Origin of the sequence: Herbiconiux sp. 11R-BC (assembly GCF_049472555.1) — a bacterium.
In the GTDB taxonomy this organism is placed as follows: domain Bacteria; phylum Actinomycetota; class Actinomycetes; order Actinomycetales; family Microbacteriaceae; genus Herbiconiux.
Map to the genome: position 1 here is coordinate 33,808 of NZ_JBCEBO010000008.1, position 17,464 is coordinate 51,271.

At 72.6% G+C, this 17,464-nt stretch carries 16 protein-coding genes; 12 read left to right on the forward strand and 4 right to left on the reverse strand.

Annotation, left to right across the window (positions count from 1 at the left end):
* Positions 1–114 precede the first annotated feature (114 nt).
* The 3 genes from VD659_RS16670 (at position 115) to VD659_RS16680 (ending at position 5,868) form a co-directional block, all read left to right on the forward strand.
* Positions 115–1,578 carry a DUF222 domain-containing protein gene (locus tag VD659_RS16670; protein ID WP_423262167.1) on the forward strand — a complete coding sequence of 488 codons (1,464 nt, stop codon included), beginning with the start codon at positions 115–117 and terminating at the stop codon, positions 1,576–1,578.
* A 379-nt stretch (positions 1,579–1,957) separates the two neighbouring features.
* Positions 1,958–4,336, forward strand: a complete 2,379-nt coding sequence (locus VD659_RS16675; protein WP_423262168.1) for a glycosyltransferase family 2 protein — start codon at positions 1,958–1,960, stop codon at positions 4,334–4,336.
* Positions 4,333–5,868: a chitinase gene (locus tag VD659_RS16680; protein WP_423262169.1), complete on the forward strand. Its 1,536-nt coding sequence runs from the start codon at positions 4,333–4,335 to the stop codon at positions 5,866–5,868. The genes VD659_RS16675 and VD659_RS16680 overlap by 4 nt, the downstream gene beginning before the upstream one ends.
* Here the strand turns inward: VD659_RS16680 and VD659_RS16685 are convergent.
* Positions 5,855–8,218, reverse strand: a complete 2,364-nt coding sequence (locus tag VD659_RS16685; RefSeq protein ID WP_423262170.1) for a sensor histidine kinase — start codon at positions 8,216–8,218, stop codon at positions 5,855–5,857. The genes VD659_RS16680 and VD659_RS16685 overlap by 14 nt on opposite strands.
* A 117-nt stretch (positions 8,219–8,335) precedes the next feature.
* Here VD659_RS16685 and pgi point away from each other — a divergent pair, with 117 nt between their 5' ends.
* The 6 genes from pgi to VD659_RS16715 all read left to right on the forward strand — a co-directional run bounded on the left by pgi (position 8,336) and on the right by VD659_RS16715 (position 14,243).
* Positions 8,336–10,096: a glucose-6-phosphate isomerase gene (gene pgi / locus VD659_RS16690; RefSeq protein ID WP_423262171.1), complete on the forward strand. Its 1,761-nt coding sequence runs from the start codon at positions 8,336–8,338 to the stop codon at positions 10,094–10,096.
* 91 nt (positions 10,097–10,187) lie between these two features.
* Positions 10,188–11,117 carry an SPFH domain-containing protein gene (locus VD659_RS16695; protein ID WP_423262172.1) on the forward strand — a complete coding sequence of 310 codons (930 nt, stop codon included), beginning with the start codon at positions 10,188–10,190 and terminating at the stop codon, positions 11,115–11,117.
* 7 nt (positions 11,118–11,124) lie between these two features.
* Positions 11,125–11,337 carry a hypothetical protein gene (locus VD659_RS16700; RefSeq protein WP_423262173.1) on the forward strand — a complete coding sequence of 71 codons (213 nt, stop codon included), beginning with the start codon at positions 11,125–11,127 and terminating at the stop codon, positions 11,335–11,337.
* A gap of 121 nt (positions 11,338–11,458) precedes the next feature.
* Entirely contained in the window at positions 11,459–12,169 is a 711-nt protein-coding gene (locus tag VD659_RS16705; protein ID WP_423262174.1) for an alpha/beta fold hydrolase, read from the forward strand.
* Positions 12,170–12,269: 100 nt separating this feature from the next.
* Positions 12,270–12,671: a helix-turn-helix domain-containing protein gene (locus VD659_RS16710; RefSeq protein WP_423262175.1), complete on the forward strand. Its 402-nt coding sequence runs from the start codon at positions 12,270–12,272 to the stop codon at positions 12,669–12,671.
* Between the two features lie 195 nt (positions 12,672–12,866).
* A complete protein-coding gene (locus VD659_RS16715; RefSeq protein ID WP_423262176.1) occupies positions 12,867–14,243 on the forward strand; it encodes a carboxylesterase family protein in 1,377 nt (458 codons plus the stop codon).
* A 124-nt stretch (positions 14,244–14,367) separates the two neighbouring features.
* On the opposite strand, the gene map is transcribed toward VD659_RS16715, so the two are convergent.
* Entirely contained in the window at positions 14,368–15,129 is a 762-nt protein-coding gene (gene map, locus VD659_RS16720) for a type I methionyl aminopeptidase (protein ID WP_423262177.1), read from the reverse strand.
* A 76-nt stretch (positions 15,130–15,205) separates the two neighbouring features.
* On the opposite strand from map, the gene VD659_RS16725 reads away from it, so the two are divergent.
* A complete protein-coding gene (locus VD659_RS16725; protein WP_423262178.1) occupies positions 15,206–15,475 on the forward strand; it encodes a helix-turn-helix domain-containing protein in 270 nt (89 codons plus the stop codon).
* 110 nt (positions 15,476–15,585) lie between these two features.
* Entirely contained in the window at positions 15,586–15,795 is a 210-nt protein-coding gene (locus VD659_RS16730) for a hypothetical protein (RefSeq protein WP_423262179.1), read from the forward strand.
* A gap of 5 nt (positions 15,796–15,800) precedes the next feature.
* On the opposite strand, the gene VD659_RS16735 is transcribed toward VD659_RS16730, so the two are convergent.
* Positions 15,801–16,424, reverse strand: coding sequence for a dihydrofolate reductase family protein (locus tag VD659_RS16735; RefSeq protein ID WP_423262180.1), 624 nt, complete (start codon positions 16,422–16,424; stop codon positions 15,801–15,803).
* Between the two features lie 186 nt (positions 16,425–16,610).
* Positions 16,611–16,985, reverse strand: coding sequence for a VOC family protein (locus VD659_RS16740; protein WP_423262181.1), 375 nt, complete (start codon positions 16,983–16,985; stop codon positions 16,611–16,613).
* A gap of 123 nt (positions 16,986–17,108) precedes the next feature.
* On the opposite strand from VD659_RS16740, the gene VD659_RS16745 reads away from it, so the two are divergent.
* Complete coding sequence (locus tag VD659_RS16745; RefSeq protein ID WP_423262182.1) at positions 17,109–17,462, forward strand: VOC family protein; 354 nt, start codon at positions 17,109–17,111, stop codon at positions 17,460–17,462.
* Positions 17,463–17,464 lie beyond the last annotated feature (2 nt).

A 17,464-nucleotide genomic window follows, 5' to 3' on the forward strand; every position in this document is an offset into this window, starting at 1 on the left:
AGCGGGTGCTCCGCGCACCGATCGCGAGCGTCGACGAGGCCCGCCGTCCCGGGGCCGCCCCCAGCCCGCCTCAGAAGATGAGTGAATGTCAGTGGCTGATGTTTGACTCTTTCCATGACCGAGAACACGCCGCTGTTCGATGAGATCGCCTCGCGGCTCATCGCCGGCTTCGGCGCGCCTCCCCGTGGTCTCGACGACGACGAGCTGCTCGCCGGCGCCGCCGCGATCGAACGGCTCGCGCGCATCGTGGGAGCGGCGCAGGTCGGCTACGCCGCCGAGATCGGCGCTCGCTCACGGAGCGGGCTCGGTGACGAAGGGCTGAGCCGATCGCAGAACTTCGCCACTCCCGCGAAGCTGCTCGCCGCCCTGACCGGTGCATCCCTGCGCGAGGTGCGCAGCCGGTTCGAACTCGGCGATCGGATGCGCGGCGCCGAGCTCCTGGGCGGGCAGCTGGGGCCCGAGCCCTTCCCCGAGGTGCGCCGCGCCATGCAGCGCGGAGATCTCGCCGTCGAGTGTGCGGCGGTCATCACGCGCGAGTGCGAGCGTCTGACGAAGCGCGGTGTCGACGCGACCACCCTGGCCTCTGCGGAGCTGCGGCTCGTCGAGGCGGCCGTGGTGTCGCAGCTCGCCGTCGACGATGTCGCCCGGCTCGCGGTGCGCATCCGGGAGCTCGTCGACCCCGACGGCCTCGAACCGCGGGCCGAAGCGCAGTCGGAGGCGCGTGCGCTCACCCTGGCGCGGGCGGCCGACGGCATGTACCGAGGGCGCATCGCGCTCACGCCCGAGGCGGGCGCGCTCTGGCTGGGCGCGATGCAGGCGCTGGTCAGCCCCCGAACGAGCCCACGATTCCGCAGTGACGAGGAGTTCGCCGCCCAGACCGTCACGGCCGACGTCCGCACCGGCCCGCAACGGCTCGCGGATGCCGCGACCGAACTCATCGGGCGCGCCGCCGCCGCACCCGAGCAGCCGCACCTCGCGGGCGCCACCACCACGGTGAACGTGCACGTGAGCCTCGCCGACCTCGAGGCCGGGCGCGGAGCGGGGTGGGTCGACGGGATCGACGAGCCGCTGCCCGCCTCCGCGATCGAGCGGCTGCGATGCCACTCCCCCGTGGTGGCCACTGTCTTCGGCGACCGGGGCGAGGTGCTGCACCACGGCAAGGCGCGCCGGCTCTTCTCGCCCGCCCAGAATCGCGCTCTGGCGGCTCGCGACGGCGGATGCGTCTGGCCGGGCTGCGATCGACCGCCCTCCTGGTGCGAGACCCACCACGTCGAGGGCTGGCGATCGCCGGCCCATCCGCCCGGCCGCACGGACATCGACAACGGCGTTCTGCTCTGCCGTTTCCACCACTCCCACGTCCACACCTCGTCGTGGCGACTCCTCATGTCGGGCGGGGTCCCCCACGTCGTCCCCCCGCGCTGGATCGACACTGCGCAGACTCCGGTACCCGTGACGCGCCGCAGAACTCTGCCCCCGGCGCCGCCTCCTGACCCCGCCCGGTGGTGTATGCCCCGGTGGCCCGCTGCCGCAGGGTCCGTGGCCTCTCCTGCCGCCGCCGAGACGGATGCTGACCCGTGACACTCGCGAACGCCTCCCGCACGAGCACGGCCGAGCGACCACCGGCGCGTCAGCACCGGCGCCTCACCACCCCCGTCTCTGCAGCGTTGCGGCCACGACGCTACGGCCGAATCGAGCTTCATGCCGATCAGCGCGGGCGCGTCTTAATCAGCCGATCGAGTTCGCGATTGTCGGTGGTGCCCTCGCGTTACCGAGCCCGCAAGACCCGATATCAGCGCCACAACCACTCGAAAGAGTGGCTGACACCGCCATTCCCGGCCGAGCCGAGCGGTCAGACTGTCGCTGCGGGGAATCGCGGCGCGCCTCCTACCCAGGGGCGGCGCCGCGAGCGCGATGGGGAGATCTGACGCGGACGCCCGCCCGAAAGGGGCACCACACCGTGAGCACCGAAGCCGCGAAGAACACCGGAACCGGATCGACCGGAACCGACAAGACGACCCGCACTGCTAGCACGACCCGCACCGACGAGGAGACCGCCACCACGACGCCGCCTCGAGCGCGCCGCCAGCGCGGCACCGAGAAGGACGCGACGCCCCAGCCCGTCCTGCACGCCATCCCCTCGGCCGCGCGCATGGCCCGCGCGCGCATCGCCCCCGCCCTGTGCGTGCTGCTGTGGCTCTTCTACCTCGTCACGGTCGTGGTGGCCCTCGCGCGCGGCGACGCACTCCGCGACTCGACCCAGCTGGTGATGACCATCGTCTTCCTGGTGTCGGTCACCCTCCTCACCTTCTCGGCCTGCATGTACCTGCTCGCCCGCTCGGCCGCCCTGCCGCGCTTCGCGAGCCATCGCCGCGCCCGCCGCATCGCGCTCGACGAGCTGGCCGCCCGCGACCAGCGAGGCGATCAGCAGGGCGAGGGCGGCGCGAGCCGCGAGCCCCGCCTCGTGGCCATGCTCCCCTCCCGCTCCGAAGACCCCGAGCTCGTTCGGCTGTCGCTCTGGTCGGTGGCGCTGCAGGAGTTCCCCGAGCTGAGGGTCGTACTGCTCCTCGACGACGACCCCGACCCCGACGACCCCGAAGCCCGGGAGTCGCTCGAGCGCAGCCGGATGCTCGCCCCCGAGATCATGGCCCAGCTCGAGCCGATGCGGGCCCGCATCAGCTCCGCGATGGCGAGCCTGCGCGAGCGGCCCGGCGCCGGCGCCGGCACCGAGATCGTGATGCGCGAGCACGCCGCCGCCGCCCAGTGGCTGCGCGCACGAGCGGAGGCGACCCCCCTGCGCACCCACGTCGACGCCTTCTTCGCCGAGCAGGTGCTCCGCGGCCTCGCGACGAGCCTCGACGCCACCGCCACCGCCCTGCACGACGCCCTCGAGAACGACGAGACGCCGCTCTCCCAGGCCCGCGCCGAGCAGGTGCTGCAACGCCTGGTGAACATCTTCACGGCCGAGCTGAGCGTCTTCGAGCGCAAGCGCTACGCCTCGCTCTCGCACGCGCCGAACAAGGCGATGAACCTCAACAGCTACCTGGGCCTGCTCGGCGGCACCTACCGCGAGCAGCGCGACCATCGCGGCCTCATGCTGGTGCGTCTCGACGAGGCGAGTGCCGCATCCGCCGCCGCCGAAGGGCAGACGCTCCTCCACGCCCCGGACCCCGAGTTCGTGCTCACCCTCGACGCCGACTCGATGCTGCTCCCCGAGTACTGCCTGCGCCTCGTGCACGTGCTCGACCAGCCCGACAACGCCCGCATCGCCGTGGCCCAGACCCCCTATTCGGCTTACCGGGGCTCCCCCACCCGGCTCGAGCGCCTCGCCGGCGCCACCACCGATCTGCAGCACATCGTGCACCAGGGGCTCACCGCCTACGACGCCACCTACTGGGTGGGTGCGAACGCGGTGCTGCGGCGCCGGGCCCTCGAGGACATCCGCCAGGAGACCGACGAGGACGGCGTGCGCGTGGTGCGCTTCATCTCCGACCGCACCGTGATCGAGGACACCGAGTCGAGCATCGACATCGCCGCGCACGGCTGGTCGCTGCTGAACTACCCCGAGCGCCTGAGCTACAGCGCGACCCCGCCCGACTTCGGCACGCTCGTGATCCAGCGCCGCCGCTGGGCCGACGGCGGCCTGCTCATCCTGCCCCGGCTGCACGAGCTCGTGGTGGCCCGGCGGCGGCAGGGCGAACCGCTCCGCATGGCCCAGCGGATGCTGCGGGCCAACTACCTGGGCTCCATCACCTGGGTGACGCTCGGCCTGCTGGCCGTTCTCACGCTCAACCCGCTGGGCGGGCAGCTCGTGACCGCCCAGCTGCTGTTGATCGCCGCGCCGTACTTCATCGAGATGGCCTCCGATCTGCGCTACCTCGGCTACCGCCGCCGGGACGTCTTCGGCATCTACGGGCTCAACCTGCTGCTCCTGCCGGTGAACCTGGCCGGCAGCATCGCCTCGGTGGCGCAGGCTCTCACCGGACGGAAGGCCCGCTTCATGCGCACCCCGAAAGTGAACACCCGCACCCCCGCCCCGGCCCTCTCCGTGCTCGCACCGCTCGTGATCGCCGTGGGTGCCGGCGCCATCGCCGTGCGCGCGGGCTTCTCTTCCGACTGGGGCACCACGGTGTTCGCAGGCTTCACGGCCCTCGCCGCCCTCTGGGGCGTCGTGCGGCTGGTCGGGGTCGGCCCCGCCATCAGCGACCTCTGGTTCGGCTGGATGAACTGGATCTGGGTCGATGCGCGGCGCGCACCGGTCACCGCGGCGTCGATCGCTCCCGTGTGGTCGGTCGTGGTCGACGACGGCCCGCTCGAGACGATCGGAGCACTCCGATGAGCCCCCGCAGCGGCTCCCGCTTCGCCGGCCGCCGGCTCTCGCCTCTCCGGCTGCTGATCAGCCTCGCCGCCCTCGTGATCATCCCCGCCTCGGTCGCGGCCGTCACGGTGCTGCCGGCCCTTCCGCCCGCCGTGCAGGGCGCATCCGTCGCCAGCCGCTGGTTCGCCGGCTACTACGACGTCACCCTCGAGACCGGCGCCCAGCTCGCCACGAGCGCTTTCGACAGTTCCGCCGGCGGCGCCGTCCTCGCCTTCGTGGTCGCCGCCGGTGACCAGGACTGCACCCCCACCTGGGGCAAGAACTACACCCTCGATCAGGCCGGCCAGACCTTCCAACTCGATCGCCGGATCGAACGGATGCGCCGAGAGGGCCAGCCGCTGGCCGTCTCCTTCGGCGGGGCCATCAACACCGAGCTCGCCGCGGCGTGCTCGAGCACGAGCGCCCTCACCGCCGCGTACCGCTCCGTGATGGACCGCTACCAGATCGACGTGATGGACCTCGACCTCGAGGGCGACATGCTGACGAACGCGCCCGCCTCGACCCGGCGCGCCCAGGCCGTCGCCCAGCTGCAGGACGAGCGCCGCTCGAGCGGCGGCTCGCTCGACGTGTGGCTGACCCTCCCGGTGTCCCCGCAGGGACTCACCGCCGACGGCATCGCCCAGGTCGACGCACTGCTGGACGCCGGTGTCGACATCGCGGGCGTCAACGCCATGACCATGGACTTCGGCACCGACGGCACCTCCCCGATGTCCTCGCTCAGCACGGATGCGCTCACGGCGACCGAGGCTCAGCTCACGACGGTCTGGAACGACCGAAAGCGCGCCCTTCCCGCCGGCGGCGCCTGGGCCCTGCTCGGCGCCACGCCGATGATCGGCCGCAACGACGTGCCCCGCGAGATCTTCAGCACCGACGACGCCCGCGCGCTCAACGCCTTCGCCACCGAGCACGGGGTGCAGCGCCTGTCGATGTGGTCGCTCAACCGCGACCAGACCTGCGGCAGCAACTACCCGAACCTCACGATCGTCTCGACCTCGTGCAGCGGCATCGAGCAGGCCGGGGAGAGCTTCGCGACGATCCTGGCCGACGGCTACGGCGGCACGCCCTCGGGCCGACCCGCCGTTCTCGAGACCAGCGAGATCGTCCCCGACGACGCCACCACGAGCCCCTACCCGATCTGGTCGTCGGCCACCTACTACTCCGCCGGCGTGATGGTGGTGTGGAAGGGCTCGGTGTACGTCTCGAAGTGGTGGAACGAGGACGGTGCGACCCCCGACGACCCCACCCTCGACGCGGGTGCCTCCGCCTGGAGCTACCTCGGCCCGGTGCTCGCGAGCGACACCCCGTTCGCCCTGCCCACGCTGCCACCCGGCACCTACCCCGACTGGTCGGCCACGACGCTCTACGACCAGGGCGACCGCGTGCAGCTGAACGGCACGGCGTACGAGGCCCGCTGGTGGTCGCAGGGCAAGAGCCCCGATCGCTCCGTGCTCGACCACGACTACTCGCCGTGGAAGCTCATCACCGGACCCTGACCGACCGCGCCCCTCGCCCGGAACCCTGCTCGACGGCGCCCGGAGGCCGGTTCGCCGCGAATTCGGTGAGCCGGCCGTCGACCGACACGCTGGCGCGCGCCTCCCGCCCGGGCGGCAGCAGCCGGCCGACAGCCCGGATGCGCGCGGTCGCGATCTCCGCGGCCATCCATGACACGACCGGGTCGACGAGCCCGTCGTCGACCGCTCCCCCACTGTCGTCGAGCAGCACCACGTCGACTCCGCGCTCGCGTGCCGCTGCGACCACGCCGATCACGGGCTCGCGGGCGAGCGACCCGGCGCGGAGCGCGTCGCGCAGCTCACCCTCGCAACTGGCGTACTCGCGCCGCTGGGCCTGGGTGGGTTCGCCGCCCTCGCCGATGCGCTCGAGCAGCGGAACCGCCGTGCGGGCCAGCTCGGCGACGCGCGCGGTGAGTTCGGCCCGGGCCGCGAGGGTCCAGCTCTCGCGCTCGGCGGAGGCCACTGCGTCCTGGTGCAGCTCGGCGATGCGCCGCTGCATCCGTTCCACCGCCACCAGCAGGGCGACCGCGAGCCCGACGATGACGACGGGCCGGACGGTGACCTGCACGATCGCCCCGGCCGGCATGCCGAGCAGGGCGCCGGTCACCACGAGCACGGCCACGATCACTCCCGCGCCCGCGAGGGCGGCCACGATGCGCCGGCGCAGGGCGAGCGCCACGAGCAGGAAGGCGACGGCCACGGCGAACCACGCGTTCCCATAGGAGTACAGCGCTCCGTGGTGGATGCCGGCTGCCGCGGCTGCGACGACGAGCCCGCCGCAGGACAGCGCCAGCACGACGGCGGTGCGGCCCGGAGAGGGCACCCGGCGGGGCGAACGTCGCAGCACGTCGGCGGCCACCAGCGCGAGCGCGAGCATGCCGAGCTGGAGCGGCCACGAGTGCGGCACCGCGACAGCGGCGAGCACGGCGCAGAGCACCTGGACGACCACGTAGAGCAGTGCGAGCACGCCCACGCCCGCGCGGAGCGCACGACGGGCGCCCGCGCCGCCCGTCGCATCCAGGCCCTTCGCGGGCGCGGCGGCGCAGCGCAGGCGTACGAGGGTTCCCCGGCCCGGTGCGGACTCGATCTCGGCGCTGCCTCCGCTCAGCCGGGCCAGGCGGCCAACGATGCTCTGGCGGATGCCCAGACGATCGTCCGCGATCGCGGCCGGGTCGAATCCGGGACCGTCGTCGGAGATCTCCACGCGGAGCTCGGCCTCGGCCTGCACGAGCACCACGCGACGCGCTGCGCCGGGCGCGTGCAGCTCGCTGTTGCGCAGCGCCTGCCGGGTGGCGCCGATCAGGGCTTCGTGCGCGGCCTCCGAGGGAGCCGCGATGGTGGGGGCCGGGCCGGCTCCCGCCGCTGCGGACGCGCTCGGCCCGACCGCCGTCGGCCCGGTCGCCGTCGGCCCAGCCGCCATCGCGCGTTCATCGCACACCAGGAAAGCCGCGCCGTGCATCCGCGCCTCCTCGGCCAGCGCGGTGCGCAGCGACGCCGGCTCATGCGCCTGTTCGTCGGCCAGCCGGGAGACCATCGACGCAGCCTCCCGCGCCTGCTCCGCCAGGCGTTCGCGCGGAATCGGCAGGCCGGAGGCGGCGAGCGAGAGGGTGGCGAGCACTTCGTCGTGCACGAGCGCCGCCGCCCGGGTGCGCGCGGTCAGCCGGCCGCGTTCGGCGGATTCGCGGGCGGCTGCCGCAGTGGTCGACGCCGCAGCCGCGTCGAGGCCCCGCCCCACCGACAGGATGTGCGCACCGATCACGCAGATCACCGCGCCGGTGAGCAGTGCCTGCGCGTCGTTCACGACGCCGTCGAGGTCGAGGCCGCCGTAGAGCGTGCGGTAGAGGATCCCGGCGGTCGCCCCGGCCGCCACCGTCAGCCAGGCGAGACCCCGCCCGCCGGCGACGAGGGCGGCGGCCGCGGCGGCCCCAGAGGCCGACAGCGTCCACGGGATGCGCGCGATCCCCTCCACCGGCACGGCGAACGGAAAGCTGACGAGGGTCGCGTAGTACCCGGCGACGGCCACCGTCGCGAGCACTCTCAGCGTGTGATCGGAGACGCGGCGAGCCAGGATGCCCGCCAGCAGCGTCGCACCGGCGGCGGCCCAGCTGATCGCGGTGGCCCAGAGCGGGAAGGCGCCCTGGCCGCCCTGAGCCACCATGGCCAGATGCACGAGCACCACGAGCACGATGAGCAGCGCCGAATCGATCACGAGCACCTGGCGGGCCGTTCGTTCGCCCGGACCGATACGGCGGGGCCAGATGCGGCGGGCGAGGCCCGGCTCCGGCAGCCCACTGAGCAGAGGCGCGATCGAGATACTCGTCGTCGCCGCCATCTGTTCCCCCCTCCGTCAGACTATCGCGCGCCCGGGGCCGGTAGGTTGAGAGGTGAGCGCATCGCGATGTCACCACCGGATGCGCGGTACGAGCCTTCAGGATTCTCAGGAGAAGCAATGGCCGAATCGGCGCCCATCGACCCGACTGCACCCCTCGACCCGACCGGGACCGCCGCGTGGACGGCGCTCGAGGCCATCGCCTCGGGATTCGAGCCGGACCTGCGCGGCTGGTTCGCCGCGGAGCCCGACCGCGCCGAGCGGTACACCTTCCAGGCCGCCGACCTCACGGTCGACCTGTCGAAGAACCTGCTGACCGACGAGATCCTCGCGCAGCTGCTGCAGCTGGCGCAGGATGCGGGCGTCGCGTCGCGTTACCAGGCGATGATCTCGGGCGAGCACATCAACGTCACCGAGAACCGCGCCGTGCTGCACACCGCGCTCCGCCGCCCCGCCGCCGGCACCGCCGCTGCCGCTTCGCTCGACCCGGCCGCCGGCTTCGTCGTCGACGGCGCCGACATCGACGCCGAGGTGCACGCCACGCTCGCCAAGGTGTTCGCCTTCGCCGACCGCGTGCGCTCGGGCGCATGGACCGGCGTCACCGGCAAGCGCATCGAGACCGTGGTCAACATCGGCATCGGCGGTTCCGACCTCGGGCCGGTCATGGTCTACGAAGCCCTCAAGCCGTACGCCCAGGAGGGCCTCGAGGCCCGCTTCGTGTCGAACATCGACCCGTCCGACATCTACGAGAAGACCGCCGGCCTCGACCCCGAGACCACGCTCTTCATCGTCGCCTCGAAGACCTTCGGCACCCTCGAGACGCTCACCAACGCGCGACTGGCCCGGCAGTGGCTGTGGGACGGGCTCGTCGCATCCGGAGCCATCGCCGACGACGACTCCGCCCGCACCGGCGCCGTCGCCAAACACTTCGTGGCCGTCTCGACCGCGCTCGACAAGGTGGCGGCCTTCGGCATCGACCCCGAGAACGCGTTCGGCTTCTGGGACTGGGTGGGCGGCCGTTACTCGGTCGACTCGGCCATCGGCACGAGCGTCGCGATCGCGATCGGTCCCGACGGCTTCCGCGACTTCCTGGCGGGGTTCCACGCCATCGACGAGCACATGCGCACCACGCCGCTCGAGAAGAACGTGCCCGTGCTGATGGGGCTGCTGAACGTCTGGTACTCCAACTTCCTCAAGGCGCAGAGCCACGCCGTGCTGCCCTACGCGCAGTACCTGCACCGCTTCCCGGCCTATCTGCAGCAGCTCACCATGGAATCCAACGGCAAGAGCGTGCGCTGGGACGGTTCCCCCGTCACCACCGACACCGGCGAGATCTTCTGGGGCGAGCCGGGCACCAACGGGCAGCACGCCTTCTACCAGCTCATCCACCAGGGCACGCGCCTCATCCCGGCCGACTTCATCGCGGTGGCCAACCCGGCGCATCCGCTGAAGGACGCCGTGGGCGACGGGGCGGCCGTCGCGCCCGGCGCCGACGTGCACTCGCTGTTCCTCGCGAACTTCTTCGCGCAGACCAAGGCGCTCGCCTTCGGCAAGACGGCCGAGGAGGTGCGCGCCGAGGGCACCGCGGAGTCGGTGGTGCCCGCGCGCGTCTTCAGCGGCAACCGGCCCACCACCTCGATCCTCGCGCCGGCGCTCACGCCCTCGGTCGTCGGTCAGCTGATCGCGCTCTACGAGCACATCGTGTTCACCGAGGGCACCATCTGGGGCATCGACTCCTTCGACCAGTGGGGCGTCGAGCTCGGCAAGCAGCTCGCTCTGCAGATCGCCCCGGCGGTCGACGGGGATGCCGCGGCGCTCGCCTCGCAGGACTCCTCGACGAAGGCGCTGATCGCGAAGTATCTGGAGCTGCGCACGGAGTAGGGGCCCGGCCCGCGTGTCATCCGCACTGGCCGCGGGCCGTCTTCCGCGATAAAGTGATATCACTTTTATTCGCGAACGAGGGATGCCACCCATGAGCACTGACACGACCCCGAGCCCGAGTTCTGTCGAGACCGTCCCCGTCGGGCACGACGGCGTCCGGGTCGACGTGACCGAGCGCGAGGCGGCCTCGCTACCCGGCGGTGTCGCGCTGAGCGCTTCCCTCGCCCTGCTGGCCATCGGGATCGTTCTGCTCGCCGTGCTCCCGGACGCTGCCAAGGCCGTCTCGCTCCTGTTCTTCGCGGCGTTCGCCTTGCTGCTCAGCTCGCTCGTGATCGTGCAGCCCGGCCAGACCAAGGTGGTGCAGTTCTTCGGCCGCTACATCGGGACCGTGCGCCGCACCGGCCTGTCGATGGTGGTGCCGCTGTCGACGCGCCGCAGCGTCAGCGTGCGGGTGCGCAACTTCGAGACGAACCGGCTGAAGGTCAACGACGCCGACGGCAGCCCGGTGGAGATCGCCGCGATCGTCGTGTGGCAGGTGGCCGACACCTCGAAGGCCACCTACGCGGTCGACAACTACGTCGATTTCGTGTCGGTGCAGGCGGAGTCGGCCTTGCGGCACATCGCGACCACCCACCCCTACGACGGCTCGGAGACCGGGGGGACCTCGCTGCGCGGATCCACCGACCAGGTGGCCGACGAGCTCGCGCACGAAGTGGCCGAGCGCATCTCGCTCGCCGGCGTCGAGATCATCGAGGTGCGGATCAGCCACCTCGCCTACGCCGCCGAGGTCGCGCAGGCGATGCTCCGCCGCCAGCAGGCGAACGCGGTCGTGGCCGCCCGCACCCGCATCGTGGAGGGGGCCGTCGGCATGGTCGACCTCGCGCTCACGAAGCTCAGCGAGGACGGCATCGTCGAACTCGACGACGAACGCAAGGCCGCCATGGTCAGCAACCTCATGGTGGTGCTGTGCAGCGACCAGCCGGCGTCGCCGATCGTGAACACCGGAACCCTGTACTCGTGACGGGGTCATGAGCACCGAGCGCAAGCAGCTCCTGCTGCGCATCGATCCCGCGCTGCACGACGCGCTCGCCCGCTGGGCGGCCGACGACCTCCGGAGCGTGAACGCGCAGATCGAGATGCTGCTGAGACAGGCCCTCGCCAAGGCCGGTCGTGCGCCCGCCGATCTCCGTCCGCCGAACCCCCGGGGCCGGCCCCGTAAGAACTCTTCCGGCACCGACTGAGGCCGCAGCGCCCGGCTGCCCCGGGCGGATCCGGGCGCGCAGGGGCGCGCAGCGCCGTACGGTCGAGGGGACGGGCACGTCCGATCGGGCGCGAGGCTCGTCGTCGGAGAAAGGGCAGGCGATGGAACTGATCTTCGTGCATGGCGCGCTGGTGCAGGACGGCGCGTGGTGGTGGCGGCCGGCCGCCGAACTGCTCGAGGCGGGCACCGGCATCCGGAGCCGCGCGCTCGCCCTGCCGTCGTGCGGAGAGACGACACCGCGGGAGCGCGACGGCGGGCTCGTCGCCGACGCTGCGGCGCTGCGGCGCGAGCTCGACGCGGTCCGGGCCCCGGGCGCGGCGATCGTGGTGGGGCACTCCTACGGCGGCACCGTCATCGCCGAGGCGAGCGCGCATCCGGCTGTCGGGCACCTCGTCTTCGTGTCGTCGTACCTGCCCGAGATCGGCCAGTCGCAAGCCGAGATCATGAGCGGGGAGGGCGACCCGGTGTCGATCGGCGACAACGGCGACGGCACCCTGAGCGTCGACGGCTATGACGCTGCTTCGTTCGCCGCGCGATTCGTTCAGGATGCCGACCCCGCCACGCAGCAGCAGGCCTGGTCGCGCGTCGTGCCGCAGGGCGTCGGGGCGTTCACGACGCCCACGACCGCTGCCGGCTGGAAGGGCGTCGACTCCACCGCCCTGGTGTGCGCCGACGACCGCACCACCTCGCCGGCCCTGCAGCGCAGCCACGCCGCGCGGGCGACCCGCGCGGTGGAGCTGCCGACCGGGCACCACCCGTTCCTCTCGCGACCCGAGCTCGTGGTGGAGCAGCTGCAGGCGCTGCTGCGCTGAGCGGCGCCTCGCCCCTCCGGGGCACGGGGCCTGCTGCGCGACTGTCTGCTGTGAGCGGAACCGGATGCGCGGGGCGCGGCTCGCAGGCTTGACTGGGCGCATGAGCCGACCTCTTGCAGACCAGCCCGCCCCCGTCCGCGACGAGCCCGCGCGTCCGGCACTCGTCCGTCCGGTGCCCGTCCATCCGGCGCCCGCCGAGCGGCTGTGGCGCGAGCTCGTGGGCGAGGAACTGCGGGAGTCACGGCTCGCGCGCGGCGAGTCGCTGCGCACGGTGGCCGGACGGGCGCGCGTGTCACCGCAATACCTCTCGGAGATCGAACGAGGGTTCAAGGAGCCGTCGAGCGAGATCCTCGCGGCACTCGGCGGCGCTCTGGAGCGGTCGCTGCTCGACCTGACGAGCGGCGTCGCGGAGCGGTTGCAGTCGCGAGCGGGCGCTTCGAGCCCGGCCGCGAGCACGAACGCCGTCTCCGTGACCGCCGGCGCGTTCGCCCTAGCCGCCTGAGGCGGAGCCGGCCCTGCTTGTCCGAGCACTTCGGGCGGTTCGAGCGGTTCGAGCGCTTGGAGCACTTCGGGCGGTTCGAGCGCTTGGAGCACTTCGGGCGGTTCGGTCGGCGCGGGCCGTTCGGCCGGTGCGCGCGGTTCGCGCCGGCGGCGGAGCTCGGCCCGTTCGCCGACTCGGCGGTGCAGAATGGGTCGGGTGAGCCTGCACGATCCCGTCGAGACCGACCCCGAGCGCGAGGCCGCCTCCGGCCCTGTCTTCACTCCTCCGTGCGGCCCGGTGCGCGGCTGGAACGACGGCCCCGTCGTTCGTGCCACGGGCATCCGGTACGCCACGGCCGGACGCTTCGAACCTCCGGTGGCCGCGGCCGACCGCAACGAGGAGCTGGTCGCCACCGCGTGGTCACCGGCCTGCCCGCAGGCGCCGGTGCCCTTCCTCGACGAGGTGCTCGGCAAGAGCGCCTCCGAGCGGCGGTTCGACGAGGACTGCCAGCACCTCTCGGTGACCCTCCCGGCCGGCCTCGGCCCCGAGGAGACGCTGCCGGTGATGGTGTGGATCCACGGCGGCTCCTACGTCTCGGGCGCCGGCGACCTGCCCATCATGGACCCGGCGGCCCTCGTGGCCGAGCAGCGCGTGATCGTGGTGACCGTCACCTACCGCCTCGGGCTCTTCGGCTTCCTCGGAGGCACTCCGGGCCACCCCGCGAATCTCGGGCTGCTCGACATCGTCGAGGCGTTCCGCTGGGTGCAGCGCAACATCCGGGCCTTCGGCGGAGACCCGCGGGAGGTCACCGCCTTCGGGCAGTCGGCCGGCGCCGACGCCGTCGCCCAGCTGATGGCGGTGCCGGATGCGCCGAGCCTGTTCCGGCGGGCGATCATCCAGAGCGCGCCGCTGGGTCTGGGCCGCGGACGTGCCGCCATCAACGCGAAGATGGCCGCCGCCGCCGCGGACATCGGCGAAGATCTCCCCGCCGAGGAGGTGGTGGCCCGGGAGGCCTCCATCGCGCGGCTCGCCGCCGGCAGCGGGCTGAAGGCCGGGATGCCGTTCGGCACGCAGTACGGACACGCGCCCCTTCCGCCGGAGGCCGAGATCGACGCGGTGTGGTCGCGCGTGGCGCCGGAGATCGACATCCTGATCGGGCACACCGCCGAGGAGGCCCGGCTGTTCGTGCCGCGCATCCCCGCCATCGCCCGGGTGGCAGCCTGGCCCGTGATCGGCCCGCTCATCCGCCGTGGGCTCGTGTCCGCGGTCACGGCCGCGGTCTACGGCCGGAGCTCCCGCCGCTTCGCCCGGCGTCACGCACGGGCCGGCGGTCGCGCCGACCGGTACCTCATCTCGTGGGCGGCACCGGGGAACCCCTTCGGTTCGGCGCACACCATCGACCTGCCCCTGCTCTTCGGCGACGAGAACACCTGGGCGCAGGCCGCCATCGTGGCAGGCTCGGAGTGGCGCGAGCTCGACGCGGCGGCGCGCGCGACGCGAGCGCTCTGGGCCGCGTTCGCTCGCGGCTCCGCACTGCCGGAGTCGGGTCGCATCCCCGGTGTGCTCCGGCATCGCGCTGTCGGGCGCGGCTGAGCCGGCATCCACTCCCGGCCGCGTCGACCGCGCCACGACGGAACGGGCAACGGCAGGCCCGCTCTCCGCACCGCGGCACCGCCCGTCCCCCGCCCGAGCAGTGCCACGAGCGGCCCGACGCGGCTCAGGCGGTCAGCACCAGCGGCCCGTCGTCGGTCACGGCGAGCGTGTGCTCGGTGTGCGCGGCGCGGCTGCCGTCGGCCGAGCGCACGGTCCAGCCGTCGGCGTCCATCCGCACACGTGCCGTGGTCTTCGCCCACCACGGCTCGAGCGCGAACACCATGCCAGGCCGGATGCGCGGCCCACGACCCGGGCGGCCGTCGTTGTCGATGAAGAGGTCGCCGTGCATCGTGCGCCCGACGCTGTGGCCACCGAACTCGTGGTTGACCGGGTAGCCGTAGGCGGATGCGACGGCGCCGATCGCCGCCGAGACGTCGCCGATACGGTTGCCGGGCCGGGCGGCGGCGATGCCCGCGGCCAGGGCTTCCCGGGTGGAGCGGATGAGGCGCTCGTCGGCGGGGTCGGCACGGCCGACGATCACGGTGACCGCGGCATCCGCCACCCAGCCGTCGACGGAGACGGCGAAGTCGAGGCTCAGCACGTCGCCGTCGCGCAGCCGGTAGTCGTGCGGCAGCCCGTGCTGGGCGGCGTCGTTCACCGAGAGGCAGATCACGTTGCGGAACGGGCCGTTGCCGAAGGAGGGCGCGTAGTCCCAGTAGCAGGAGACGGCGCCGCGCTCATCGACCAGGCGGCGGGCCGCGTGCTCGATCTCGAGGAGGTTCATGCCCACCGCCGCACGGGCCGACAGCGTCGCGAGCGTGTCGCGCACGAAGGCGCCGGCCGGCCGCATCTGCTCGATCTCGGCGGGGGTGTGCAGTTCGATCATAGCGGTATGATAATACCGAATCGATCTGACCAGACCGCCGCCCCTCGGCCGGTGGCCGACCCGGAGGCTTCCCATGATGGTTCGCGCACCCCTCACCCCCGAGCAGCTCGAGGCCGGCCGCCGCCTCGGTGCCACCCTGCGGCGGGCGCGGGCGAGCCGCACCCTGAACGAGGTGGCGGCATCCGCGGGCATCTCACCCGAGACCCTCCGCAAGATCGAGACCGGGCGGCTGCCGAGCCCCGCCTTCGGCGTGGTGGCCGCCCTGGCCTCGACCCTCGGCCTCTCCCTCGACGCCCTCGCCGTCGAGTGGACCGGTGCCGCGGTGCGGAGCGAGCGGAGCGCGTAGACGGTGCAGCCGCTTCTCGGCCGGCCTCGACGCGGGTCGGGCACTCTCCGCCGCAGTGGCGCTCCCACGAGCACGGGCGGGATGCCTGAGGAGGGTCTAGGGTCGCGACCATGAGCGACAGAACGCAAGACGAACCGATCATGGCGGGCTCCGACGACGCCACCGCCGAAGAGAAGCTCGATGGTCTCGATGCCCAGGCCCGTGCCGATGCTGAGTTCTACAAGGACAAGGACGCCACGAATGCCGCTCAGCCGGAGGCGGACCCTAAGGTCTCGACCTACGTCAACCCCTCCAGCAGCGCGCTCGGGCGGACGGAGTAAGCGGCTCAGGCCGCCATGTCCCCTGTTTCCGGGCGGCGTCCGGTGGGGCCGTAATGCAGAATCAGCACCCCCTGCTCCGTGCTCACGGCGGGCTCCAGCAGTTCGAGGCTGGTCGGTGCGCCGTCGGCGGAAAACAGCCGCTTGCCGGCGCCGAGCACGATCGGGTACACCCAGAGGTTCAGCCGGTCGAACAGGCCCTCCGCCACGAGGGTGCGGGCGAAGTCGATGCTGCCGATCACATGGATCTCGTCGTGCCGTTCGCGCAGTCCCGCGATCTCGGCCGCCAGCTCGCTGCCCAGCAGGTGCGAGTTGTTCCACGAGAGCTCCGGTGCGCCACGGGAGGCGACGTATTTCGGCATGGCGTTGAAGGGCTCGCCGATCGCGCTCTCGGGACCCTCGAGTTGATGCGGCCAGTAGCCCGCGAAGATGTCGTAGGTGCGGCGGCCCAGCAGGAGGGCGTCCATCCGCCCGATTCCCTGCATCACCTCGGCCCCGATGGCTTCGTCCATCACGGGCGCCTGCCAGCCGCCGAAGGTGAAGCCGCCGCTCGTGTCCTCCTCGGGGCCGCCCGGCGCCTGCATCACCCCGTCGAGCGTGCTGAAGAGGTCGATCTCGATGCGTCCGGCCATGGTGTCTCCTTCGACGTGCGACGCGTCATCCCGCGGTTCGCGGTCTGGCGACGCGCCAGCCGCGCGCCCGCCTGTCCAATCTCGCAAGCACGCCCGCCCTTGTCAATGATGCGGGCTACGGCGAGGCGGCCGGCCTGATGCTGCCCGACGGAGTCACCCTCGACGCGGGCGCGCTCTGAGCGCGAGTCATCCGGCCGGACGGGAGAACAGGTTCACGAGGCTGCCGTCGGGGTCGCGGAACAGCGCCGAGCGGTTGCCCCAGGGCATCGTGCTGGGCTCGAGCACCACCTCGTCGACCGCGCTGCGGACCCGGGCGAACTCGGCGTCGACGTCCTCCACCTCGAACTCGATGATGATCGAGTCGTTTCGGCCGGGCCGGGGCGCCCTCTCGCCGAGCATCGCGACGGTCGCCGTGCTGCCGATGGCGAGCACGCTGCCGCCCGTGCGGATCTCGGCGAACACGGGTGCCGGGCGCACGGCGGTGGTGCCGGTGACGAGCTCGTAGAACGCCGCCAGGCGATCGACGTCGTCGGTGATGATGCGGATGGATGCGAACTGCATGATCGTCCTTTCGGGCCGCCCACTTGGCCTGCCTCGACCAGTCTGGGCCGCACCCCCGACAGCGGCCGGCGCGAGTGCGTCGAGCACGGTGACTCGGGCTCGATGTCGTGGCATGCTGTGCGCATGGAACGCGTGCAGGGAATCGGCGGCTACTTCGTGCGGGCGAAAGACCCCGAGGCCCTGACGGCGTGGTACCGCGACAGCCTGGGCCTGGATGCCGACGAGCACGGGCTCTGGCACCCGGTTGCCGGGCCCACCGTCTTCGCCGCCTTCGAGGCGGGCACCGACTACTTCGGGCGCCCCGAGCAGCAGGTGATGCTCAATTTCCGCGTGAGCGACCTCGAGGCGATGCTCGCCCAGTTGCGCGCCGCCGGCGCCGAGGTGGCCGCGGAGACGCAGGAGATGGCGGGCGTCGGCCGCTTCGGCTGGGTCACCGACCCTGAGGGCAACCGCATCGAGCTCTGGCAGCAGGCCTGAGC